At 68.5% G+C, this 10,416-nt stretch carries 11 protein-coding genes; 6 read left to right on the top strand and 5 right to left on the bottom strand.

Annotated elements, in window-relative coordinates; all coding sequences use genetic code 11:
- The 4 genes from ACTXPP_RS10545 to ACTXPP_RS10530 all read right to left on the bottom strand — a co-directional run.
- Positions 1–971 (bottom strand): GTP pyrophosphokinase (locus ACTXPP_RS10545; protein WP_443342064.1); only part of this gene is annotated, 971 nt, incomplete at its 3' end.
- Positions 968–1,507, bottom strand: a complete 540-nt coding sequence (locus ACTXPP_RS10540) for a hypothetical protein (RefSeq protein WP_301495183.1) — start codon at positions 1,505–1,507, stop codon at positions 968–970. The genes ACTXPP_RS10540 and ACTXPP_RS10545, both read right to left, overlap by 4 nt.
- Positions 1,508–1,523: 16 nt before the next feature.
- Positions 1,524–2,405, bottom strand: a complete 882-nt coding sequence (locus tag ACTXPP_RS10535) for a BRCT domain-containing protein (RefSeq protein ID WP_443342062.1) — start codon at positions 2,403–2,405, stop codon at positions 1,524–1,526.
- 11 nt (positions 2,406–2,416) lie between these two features.
- Positions 2,417–2,977 (bottom strand): TetR/AcrR family transcriptional regulator, encoded by a 561-nt coding sequence (locus ACTXPP_RS10530; RefSeq protein ID WP_301495180.1) that lies wholly within the window; start codon positions 2,975–2,977, stop codon positions 2,417–2,419.
- A gap of 92 nt (positions 2,978–3,069) precedes the next feature.
- Here ACTXPP_RS10530 and ACTXPP_RS10525 point away from each other — a divergent pair, with 92 nt between their 5' ends.
- On the top strand, positions 3,070–3,726 hold the full coding sequence (locus ACTXPP_RS10525; protein ID WP_443342060.1) for a hypothetical protein: 657 nt from the start codon (positions 3,070–3,072) through the stop codon (positions 3,724–3,726).
- On the top strand, positions 3,723–4,223 hold the full coding sequence (locus ACTXPP_RS10520; RefSeq protein WP_301495176.1) for a hypothetical protein: 501 nt from the start codon (positions 3,723–3,725) through the stop codon (positions 4,221–4,223). The genes ACTXPP_RS10525 and ACTXPP_RS10520 overlap by 4 nt, the downstream gene beginning before the upstream one ends.
- 4 nt (positions 4,224–4,227) lie before the next feature.
- On the opposite strand, the gene ACTXPP_RS10515 is transcribed toward ACTXPP_RS10520, so the two are convergent.
- Positions 4,228–5,880, bottom strand: a complete 1,653-nt coding sequence (locus ACTXPP_RS10515) for a hypothetical protein (protein ID WP_443342058.1) — start codon at positions 5,878–5,880, stop codon at positions 4,228–4,230.
- 85 nt (positions 5,881–5,965) lie between these two features.
- On the opposite strand from ACTXPP_RS10515, the gene hisD reads away from it, so the two are divergent.
- The 4 genes from hisD to ACTXPP_RS10495 are packed head-to-tail and all read left to right on the top strand — an operon-like array spanning position 5,966 to position 10,312.
- Positions 5,966–7,300 carry a histidinol dehydrogenase gene (gene hisD, locus ACTXPP_RS10510; RefSeq protein WP_301495172.1) on the top strand — a complete coding sequence of 445 codons (1,335 nt, stop codon included), beginning with the start codon at positions 5,966–5,968 and terminating at the stop codon, positions 7,298–7,300.
- The gene (locus ACTXPP_RS10505; RefSeq protein ID WP_301495169.1) at positions 7,297–8,433 is read left to right on the top strand and encodes a histidinol-phosphate transaminase; all 1,137 of its coding nucleotides are present in this window, start codon (positions 7,297–7,299) and stop codon (positions 8,431–8,433) included. The genes hisD and ACTXPP_RS10505 overlap by 4 nt, the downstream gene beginning before the upstream one ends.
- Positions 8,430–9,032 carry an imidazoleglycerol-phosphate dehydratase HisB gene (hisB, locus tag ACTXPP_RS10500; RefSeq protein ID WP_301495168.1) on the top strand — a complete coding sequence of 201 codons (603 nt, stop codon included), beginning with the start codon at positions 8,430–8,432 and terminating at the stop codon, positions 9,030–9,032. Before ACTXPP_RS10505 ends, hisB begins: the two co-directional genes overlap by 4 nt.
- An 8-nt stretch (positions 9,033–9,040) precedes the next feature.
- Positions 9,041–10,312 (top strand): MFS transporter, encoded by a 1,272-nt coding sequence (locus tag ACTXPP_RS10495; RefSeq protein WP_301495166.1) that lies wholly within the window; start codon positions 9,041–9,043, stop codon positions 10,310–10,312.
- Positions 10,313–10,416 lie beyond the last annotated feature (104 nt).

Below are 10,416 nucleotides of genomic sequence, written 5' to 3'. Positions count from 1 at the left end.
TCCTTCTGCTTCTGACCCATCCGCTGCCAGCGGTTTCCGAGGCGGCCGGGTCGGGATTCGGGGTGGTCCCCGATGTGGACGGTACGTCGGATGTGATCTCGGCCGTAGGTGTACAGCAGCAGGTCATCGACGAGACGGACCTGTCCGGGCGGGTAACCGAAACCCATCACGTCCTTCAACCCCTCCAATGTCTCCGGGTCGCACAGCGTCTCGAGCTCGCCGATGGTCGTCACACCATTGGCGGCGAGCATGTCGATGGCGAAACCGTAGTACTCAGCCTTCGACATCGGGTACCCCGAACCGACGATCATGGTGAGCACGCCCGGCAGCGTCGCCGCGGTCAGTTCCGTGTCCTCGGTGGAGGAGTCGTGGTCGGTGGTGTTCCGGGCGATCATGTCGAACTGCTGGTCGGCGACCTCGATCAACCCGGCGGCCAGGGTGAACGCCCGGTGCACTTCCGGGGTGAGCTCATAGCCGGGGTTCTTGTAGCGCACATCATGCTCGAACTCCGCCCACGCGTGCTGCAGCACGGTGCGTAGCTGCACCTCGATCAGCCGGCCGTCGTACCCGCGCAACTCCGGCAGGATGGAACCGTCGATGGCGGCGATGACGTGACGAGAGGCATAGCCGAACAGGCCCTGTGCCGCGGTCTGGGCGGTCTTGTCCGTCACCGAGTGCACGTCGAACATGCCCCGCATCACCCCGACGAGCAATGGGATCTCCGAGGTGGTGAACACCGTCACCCGCACCCCGAGCACATCGTGCGCGGAGGCGAAGTCGCGGTAGTCCGGGTGCTCTTTGTCGCGGAGTTTACGCAGGTAGCTGCCCCGGTTCTTGATCCGCACCGACACCTGGTCGAAGTTGATGCCGGCGTCCGAAAGCTCCTCGGAGACGACCTCACTCACGTCGGTGACCACCGTGGGATGGGCGGCCAACCAGTTGTCGAAGTCGCGCAGTGCACTGGTACTCATGGCACCGACTCTAGCCCGACCTCACGGCAGTACCCGGCAGACATGTCCAGCGGCGGTGACAACAGTTCCCCATGGCCCTCCGGGAGCTGCCCGGTGGAGGTCACCAGCAACCGCTGGTCGAGGGTGACCACCAGAGCACCACCGGACGGAGCCCGGTAGTCGGCCAGGGCAGACAGCATTCGGTGAGTCGGGGTGGCGAGCAGGGGATGGGCGATCAGCCCGGCGGCGGGGAACACCTCGTCGACGACGGCGATCTCGCGGACCCCGTCGCCGAGATCACGGTGGCGCAGCGCGGTGCCGTGGGCGGCAGTCAGGTCGCCGAGAGTGGTGAGCATGGCGGAGGCTGCGTCCTGCCACAACCTGCTGGCCGTGGCGGACAGGGTCTCGAGGTCACCGGTGGTTACCGCGGTGTCCCCGTCGAGCACGGTGGCGCACAGTCCGGCCCCCAACGGGATGCTGACTGGGGAGGTCGGCTCGTAGGGGTCGGGCACCTCGGCGATGATGCGCAGGTGCAGTTTCGGCGGAAGAAGGCTCATACCTTCTATAGACGCCTCAGAAGGGTGCTGAGGTTCCCTTGACGTCCTCGAGATCCGGACGACGTGACTTGCCGAGCGCGGCGAGGAACTCGTCGAAGGTCCACAGCATGATCTCCTGGCCCTTCTCCTTGAGCTCCCGGGCACGCTTCTCCTTGCTGGTCACCGAGTTCCACTCGCCGATGACCAGCAGGGTGGTCTTCTTGGTGACATTCTTGCCGACCGTGCCACCGGCCTCGGCGATCATGTCCCACACCTCACCCTTCTCGTAGGGGGCGAAGTCGCCGGTGACGGTGACGTTCTGGCCGAAGACCGGGTTGTTGGCGTCGGCCTCGGCGTTCGGCTCCGGGATGGTGTCCGGGGTGGCGACCGCCCGCCAGTTTCCGCGCTTGGGGGCGGGCTTGTCCTCGACGGCGAACAGGGCGTCCTGCTCGACGGGGGCGGCGTTGCCGGTGAGGGGTTTGCCGGACGCGCTGGCGGCGGCGGACGAGCCTGTCTTGTCGGTGCCGGCATCGGCCGGGGTCTCAGCGCTGTCCGCGTGGTCCGGGGTGACGGTGATGTCGTCCAGCGGGTATCCGGCCTGGAGGTTCACCAGTGTCTGGTGGACCGCGGAATACTCCGTGTCCTGGCCCGGGGCGAAGACGACGATATTCGCCGCCCCGCGAGTCGCCGGGAAACCCCGTACCGGACGCTCGACGGATCCCTCCGGGGCATCGGTGAGACTGAACTGGATCCAGCCCGGCGAGGTCGGCGTGGGGGACTGGTGGTACCAGCCACGCAGCTGCTCGGCGGGCACCTCCAGCACCGCAGGCAGCAGGTTCTGGGCCATGGCCCCGCGGCGGACCGTGACCCCGGCGGTGGTGATCTCGACGGTGGACCCGTGGGCGGTGACGCTGTTCATAATCCCCGATCCTAGCCGGTGGGCTCGGTCGGGATTCCACCCAGCACGAGATCCACACCCGCCATCACGTGTGCCACCGGGCGCGGCTCGGCACCGGCGGCGACGGCGGTCTGCAGGTCGGTGGCCGCCCCCAGCAGGTAGCGGGTCAGCACCCAGCCGGCCAGCCCGGCGTCCGGAGCGTCCTGCAGTGCGACGGTGAGCCGCTCGGCGGGATCCGCCGTGGCGGTGCCGGACGCTAGTGCGGCCGAGACGATCTCGGCACCGTCGCGGGTGGACAGCAGCCGGTCCAGCAGGGTCGCCGCGGTGGCGTGGGCGACGGTGCGCCAATCGGCAATGGCCGAGGTTGGTGCCGCCTCGGCGGCGTCGTCCGCCGCCCCGTCCTCACCGAGGATCCGGTCGCTGATGCCGCCGAGGAGCTCCTGCTTACTGGGGAAATGCCAGTACAGGGCACCAGGGGCGACGTCAAGGTGCCGGGCGAGCCGACGCATCGTCAGGTCGCCGAGGCCGTATTCGTCGAGGATCTCGAACGCCGCGGTGAGGATACGTTCCCGGTTCAGATGTGCAGTGACCACGGTGCTCAAGTGTACGTGCTGCTGCTAACGTGGACGGGTCGTAAACGATGTAGTGTCGTAACGTCTACCGTCCGACCAGAAGGGAACCATCAATGACTCGACGTGGGAACGCTAGGGGTGTTCGCCGGGCAGCACTGGCCGCCATGATGGTCAGCGCGCTCGGACTCGCCGCCTGCGGGTCGGACTCCGACGGGGACGAGGAAACCACCTCGGCCTCGGCGACAACGGGGCACACGACGACCAGCACCACGCAGAGCGAGGAGTCGGAGACCCCGTCGGCCAGCGAGTCCGCCCCGGAAACTGAGCCGGAGACTCCCGAGGATCAGGACCCTGAGCAGGACCCAGAGGCCCAGCGCGAGGACGAGCCGGAGCAGCGTGGCGCCCCCGCCGCATCCGAGGGCGACGCCGCGCAGATCCGCGCGGTCTCCGAGGGGTTGGCCGGTGACCGTCCGTACGCCGACTACATGCAGTACGTCTACGACAACACCTGCACCGCCGACATCGACCGCCTGGGTGGACGCGACTCCTACCGCGAGCAGATCGGTGAGGCACGCAAGGAGAACGAGATGTGGAGCGAGGTCGCCGGTGGTCAGGGCAACATCCCCGACGTCCACGGCGTCAACGACATCCAGGTCCAGGGTGACCGGGCGACGGCGAACGTCGACCGTACTCTCGGCGGCAACCGAAACACCGAGCTGGTGACCTACGTGCGTGAGGATGGCGCCTGGAAGACCTGCGCCAGCGCATGACATCCCCCGTCCTGAACCAGGCGGCCAAGACCGTCACCGTCTTCCTCGTGGTCTTCGGCGTCGCCGGGGCTCTGTGGGGGTGGTGGCGTCCGGCGGTGACCGCGGTGGTCTCCGACCGCGGTGGCGTGGTGGTCGACCCGTCCAGCACCGGTGCGCCGTTCGAGGCCTTCGCCGTCTACGCCGTGGTGACCGGACTGCTCGGTGGGTTGCTCGGTGCCTGGGCCTTCTGGCGCACCCCAGCGCTGCGCGGCCCGGTCGCGATGCTGGTGGTCATCGCCCTGGCCCTGGTCGGGTCGGCGGTGTTCCTGCTCTTCGGGAACTCCCTGGCCGACGCGATCGGCGGCGACAGTGTCGAGGGGGACGTGTCCCCGGGGGACACTCTGTCGATCCTGGCGCACATCTCCGGTGCCATCGGCTACCTTGCTGCACCGGCGGCCGCGGCAATCACCTACTGGGCGTGCGCACTCTTCTCCCCGGACGAGGCGTTCAGCCGATAGCCGGCTAATTGCCCCGCAGGTGCCGCAGCTCGTGGTACGCCTGCCACGCCGGGCTCCCGGGGGCACCGACATCACCGACATCACCGTGGGCGCCGTCGGTCTCCTCGGGGACTTCCTCGGGCACCAGCAGCAGCTCGCCGTGGGCACGGTCCAGGGCGATGTCGCAGCGGGTGTCCTCGCCACGCTCCAGGTGCAGGGACGCCGCAGCCACCCAGTTCAGCGCGGCACTGCTGTGATCCTGGGCATCGGTGAAGGACTGGGCGGCCCGGGTGGCGTACTCCAGGGCCAGGTCCTCGCGACCGGCCTCCTCCCAGATCGCCGACATGTCCTCGTTCCAGTCGCCGAGGTGCCAGCTGAGCATCGGTTCGTCCTGCGCCCGTTCGGCGTCCTCCAGGATCACCCGCGCGCGCTCCATCAGTTCGATCGCCCGGGAGGTGGCCTCGGCGTTGAGCTGTTCCCGGGCGGCGGTGCGCAGCGACTGCGAGGCAGCCAGTGGACGGCCCAGCTCCAGGTAGAGCACGCAGCTGCGCTCCAGCAGGGCGGCGGTGCCGACATGGTCACCGGCGGAGGACGCCGCGACAGAGGCCATGGTCAGACATGCCAGCGTCCGCTCGGCGTCGGGGGTGAGCATCGACCAGTCGGCGGTGGCCTCTGCCAACCGGCGGGCCTCGTCGAGGTTCCCGACCCCGAGGGCGGCCCGGGCCCGTACCGCCTGCAGGTTCAGCAGCGCCGGTGACACCGGGGCGCCGGTGCATGCCTCGTCATAACGGCAGGCCAGGTCGTAGGCGGCGGTGTAGTCACCCTCGGCGTTGAGGAGCTGGCAGGCCTGCTCCGCCCGGTGGACACCCTCCAGCGGGGCGCCGAGCTCCAGGGCGATCTCTGCACAGGTCCGCCAGTGCTCCAGCACCGAATCATTGTCCTCGGCGGTCAGCGCGAAGTAGCCCATCAGGTCGTGGGCCTCGTAGCGGGTGGTCGGGGACTCGGCATCGAGGAGGGCGACGACGAGTTCCTTCGCCGCGGCGATCTCGCCGTCGGCGTGGAGCTGCTGGGCCCGGGTCAGGATCCGGTCGTTGGTCGCCGAGGAGGTGGACGGGGCGGTGAACTTCTCGGCGAGCGTCCGGAAGGTCTCCCGCAGCGGGGACTCCAGTGAGGTCGCACAGGTCAGTCCGCCCATCGCCGCCAACGACAGGCACATCGACTCATGGCGGGTGAGGGAATCACCGGTAGTGTCCCCAGCAGGGGAGTAGGTGCGCAGGGCGTCCCGCAGGTCGGCCAGCAGGGCCTCGGAGGGGGCCAAGGACTCCAACGGGGCGTTGTCGGACTCCACGACCATCGCCACGAGGCACAATGCCGAGGATGCCAGCACAGCTGAGGCATGGTCGCCGGTCTCGGTGGCACGAGACCGCCAGGCGTGGACCGCCTCGGCGGCCTCGGCGTGCAGCTCCAGGCGGTCGGCTACCGCGGCACGCAGCACATGGAACTCGGTGACCAGGTGGGCCCGAGTGCCTTCAGTGCCCTCAGTGACCTCCGGGGCCTCGTCCACCCAGTGCCGCGTCCCGAACTCACTGGTCAGCCGCCAGGCCGTGGTGTGGTCGCCGGCCGTGGCAGCGTCGGCAGACGCCTGCAGCAGTTCGGCGAGAGACAACTGTGATGCCACGGGAGACCCTCCGTCCTTTCTTCAGTCTTGTACTGGCTAGAATCAGTTAACGATACCCGACGACCCCTGGAGAAGATCACCCGCCATGCTCTCGCGCCTGGACCTGAGGGGACAGACCCTCACGACCGCCGAACTCCGCCGCATCCTGCCCCGTGGAGGAACGGACATCGACCATGTCCTCGGGGCGGTGACCCCGGTGGTCGAGGCGGTGCGCAACCGCGGTGCCGAGGCAGCCCTGGAGTACGGCGAGAACTTCGATTCTGTGCGTCCGGACTCCGTCCGCGTGCCCGCCGAGGTCATCGAAGCCGCGGCCCGCGACCTGGACCCGAAGATCACCGAGGCGCTCACCGACGCGATCTCCCGGGTGCGCACCTTCCACGCCACCCAGGTCCCGCAGGACGCCTCTGTCGAGGTCGCACCCGGCGGCACCGTGTCCGAGCGGTGGATCCCGGTGAACCGGGTGGGTCTGTACGTGCCCGGCGGTAAGGCCGTCTACCCCTCCTCGGTGATCATGAACGTCGTGCCCGCCCAGGAGGCCGGTGTCGGCTCGCTGGTGGTCAGTTCCCCGCCGCAGGCCGACTTCGGCGGCTGGCCGCACCCCACCATCCTCGCCGCCTGCTCCCTGCTCGGTGTCGACGAGGTCTGGGCCGTCGGTGGCGCCCAGGCCGTGGCCTTGATGGCTTACGGCGACAGCGGTGACGGCAGCGAGCAGGCCACCCTCGAGCCGGTCGACATGATCACCGGCCCGGGCAACATCTACGTCACCGCCGCCAAGCGACTGTGCCGCTCGGTGGTCGGCATCGACTCCGAGGCCGGCCCCACCGAGATCGCCGTGCTCGCCGACGAGACCGCCGATGCCGTGGCCGTGGCCTACGACCTGATCAGCCAGGCCGAGCACGACCCGATGGCCGCCTCGGTACTGATCACCGACTCCGCCGAGCTCGCCGACGCCGTCGAGCGGGAGGTCGCCGAGCGCTACCAGGTGACCATGAACTCCGACCGGGTGGCCGAAGCGCTCACCGGCGAGCAGTCCGCGATCATCCTCACCGACGACCTTGACGGGGCTGTCCGCGTCGCCGACGCCTACGCCGCCGAGCACCTCGAGGTGCAGACCGCAGACTCCGCCAAGGTGGCCGCCCGCATCACCAACGCCGGCGCCATCTTCGTCGGCCACTACTCACCGGTGCCGCTGGGCGACTACGCCGCCGGCTCCAACCACGTGCTGCCGACCTCCGGCACAGCCCGACACTCCTCAGGCCTGTCCACCCACACCTTCCTCAAGCACGTCGACGTCATCAACTACGACCGTAGCGCCCTGAAGGATGTCGCCGACACGGTCATCGCCCTGGCCGACGCCGAACGCCTGCCCGCCCACGGCGAGGCAGTGAAGGCCCGATTCGAGAACGGAGACCAGCAGTGACAGAGCAGAACGACCTGACCCTGGCCGACCTGCCGTTGCGTCCTGAACTGCAGGGCAAGTCCGCCTACGGTGCCCCGCAGCTCACCGTCACCAACCAGCTCAACACCAACGAGAACCCCTACCCGCCCAGTGAGGGGCTCGTCGAGGACCTCGTCGTCGAGGTCCGGCGGCTGGGGGCCACCCTCAACCGCTACCCGGAGCGCGACAGCGTCGAGCTGCGCGATGAGCTGGCGTCCTACGTCTCCCGCCAGACCGGCGTCGAGGTCACCCGCGACAACGTCTGGGCGGCCAACGGCTCCAACGAAGTGCTCCAGCAGCTGTTGCAGGCCTTCGGCGGGCCGGGTCGCAGCGTACTCGGCTTCACCCCGAGCTACTCGATGCACCCGATCCTGGCGTCCGGCACCCAGACCGAGTTCATCGATGTGCCGCGTCTCTCCGGCGCCGGCGAGAACTTCGACATCGACATCGACGCCGCCGTCGCGGCGATCGGGGAGAAGCGTCCGAACATCGTCTTCGTCACCACCCCGAACAACCCCACCGGTGGGGTGACCACGGTGGACGACCTTCGCCGACTCATCGAGGCTGCCCGCGAGATCGGCGCCGTGGTGATCGTCGATGAGGCCTACGCCGAATTCTCCGACGAACCCAGCGCCACCCGGCTGCTCGCCGACTACCCGGCCACCCTGGTGGTCTCGCGCACCATGTCCAAGGCTTTCGACTTCGCCGGAGGGCGCCTCGGCTACTTCGTGGCATCCCCGGCGTTCATCGAGGCGGTCATGCTGGTGCGCCTGCCGTACCACCTGTCGACCCTGTCGCAGGCCGCCGCCACCGTCGCACTTCGCCACGCCGATGAGACGCTCGCGACCGTCGCCGTGCTGCGCTCCGAGCGCATCCGGGTGGTCGCGGCGCTCGGCGACCTGGGATACGATGTGGTCCCGAGCGAGTCCAACTTCATCTTCTTCCGGGCACCTGCAGGCGCAGATGCTCATGAGACCTGGCAGAGGTTCCTCGACCTGGACGTCCTGATCCGGGACGTCGGCGTCCCCGGCCACCTGCGGATGACCGTGGGAACCCCGGCGGAGAACGACGCCTTCCTCGCTGCAGCAGACAAGATCATGGGAGAACACACGTGAGCAACCGAGTAGCACGCATCGAGCGGGCGACCAAGGAGTCCTCGATCACCGTCGAGATCGATCTCGACGGCAAAGGGACGACCGACATCGCCACCGGCCTGCCCTTCTTCGACCACATGCTCACCGCCTTCGGCTCCCACGGCTGCTTCGACCTGACCGTGTACGCCGAGGGTGACATCGAGGTCGACGCCCACCACACGGTGGAGGACACCGCCATCGTGCTCGGCCAGGCCATCGCCGAGGCACTCGGCGACAAGAAGGGCATCCGGCGCTTCGCCGACTCCTACATCCCGATGGACGAGACCCTGGCCCAGGCCGTGGTGGACGTCTCGGGCCGTCCCTACTTCGTGGGCACCGGGGAGCCGGACACCATGCTGACCACCGTCATCGGCGGCCACTACGCCACCGTGATCAACCAGCACTTCTTCGAGACGCTGGCGTACAACGCCCGCATCGCCCTGCACGTACGCTGCCTCTACGGCCGCGACCCGCACCACATCACCGAAGCCGAGTACAAGGCCGTCGCCCGTGCACTGCGCGCCGCCGTCGAATCTGATCCACGGGTGACGGGGGTGCCGTCCACCAAGGGGACTCTGTGAGCCCGACGGTGAATCAGTCCGACTCAGCCTTGGCGGTCCTCAAGGTCAAGGGCTTCCCCCTTGTCCTGCTGAGCACCTTCATGGCCTTCCTCGGTTGGTCGATGCTGCTCGCCGTGATCCCGGTGGACATGCTCGACGCCGGGTACGGGGAGACCCTCGCCGGCCTGGCGACCGGCGTCTTCATGCTCGCCACCGTCATCACCCAGGCCTTCGTGCCCAGGGTGCTCCGTGGACTCGGCTATGTGCCGGTCCTGGTCGGCGGTGCCCTGCTGCTCGGGGTGCCCTCGGTGCTGTACCTCATCGACGGTGGGTCGACGATGGTGCTGGCGGTCTCCGCGATCCGCGGCGTGGGATTCGGTGCCGTCACCGTGGCCCAGTCAGCCCTGCTCGCTGAGCTGGTGCCACCGAAGAAACTGGGACGGGCGAACGCCTTCTTCGGTGCGGCGATCGGCCTGGGCGAGATCATCGGTTTCAGTGTGGGGTTGCCGCTGTACAGCAGCGCCGGAAACGTCGTCTACATCATCGCCACCGTCTGCGGTCTGATCGGTGCGGTGGGCGCTACCGGAGTGCCCAAGCTCAAGGCGGCCGTTGCCTCGGTGGTGCGCACCGGAGATGCCGGGGGAGAGGTTCACGTCCCGCTGTGGAAGCTGGCGCTGGTCCCGGTGGTGGGGCTGTGTACCGCCGCGATGGGCTTCGGTGCCTTCTCCTCCTTCACCGCACCTTCGGTAGGGGAGATCGACCAGGGAGCGGCTGCGACACTGGCCGGGATCACTCTGGCGGTCATCGGCGCCGGTCAGATCCTGGGCCGGACGATCTCCGGGTGGTGGTCGGACCGGGTCGGCGAACCCGGGCATGTCGTCGTCTGGGCGTCCCTGCTCTGTGCCGGGGGAATGGCAGGGATGACCCTGCTTCTGCAGGTCAGACCAGAGGGGGCGGTCCTGGTTATGGCCGTCCTGGCCGTGGCCGCCGTCTTCGGCCTGGGCTTCGGCGCGGTGCAGTCCGAGACCCTGCTGATGATGTTCGCCCGCATGCCGAAGGAGCGGGTGTCCGAGGCGTCCGCGGTGTGGAACATGTCCTTCGACACCGGCACCGGTGCCGGTTCCTCCGTGCTGGGTGTCACGGCGTCCTCCACCGGCTACGGCGGGGCGTTCCTCGTCGGCGCCGGGCTGGTCTCCATCGGCACCGTGACGCTGGCCGGCGACCGGGTGATGGGTAAGCACCGGGTGGCTGAACACGACAACATCCGGACCCGGTTGCGCCAGCTGCGTTCCGGACAGTGAGTTGAGCAGGACGACCTGCGTTCTTCGGTCTGCGTTCTGCTGTCTTCGCTCTACGGGTCTCACTTTTCGTGAATACGTGCCATCGAATCGCGAAAAATGAGACC

It is taken from the genome of Candidatus Corynebacterium faecigallinarum (genome assembly GCF_052264515.1).
Taxonomy (GTDB): domain Bacteria; phylum Actinomycetota; class Actinomycetes; order Mycobacteriales; family Mycobacteriaceae; genus Corynebacterium; species Corynebacterium faecigallinarum.
The sequence above is the reverse complement of the archived record's forward strand: the minus strand, read 5'-3'. Positions and strand labels throughout refer to the sequence as shown.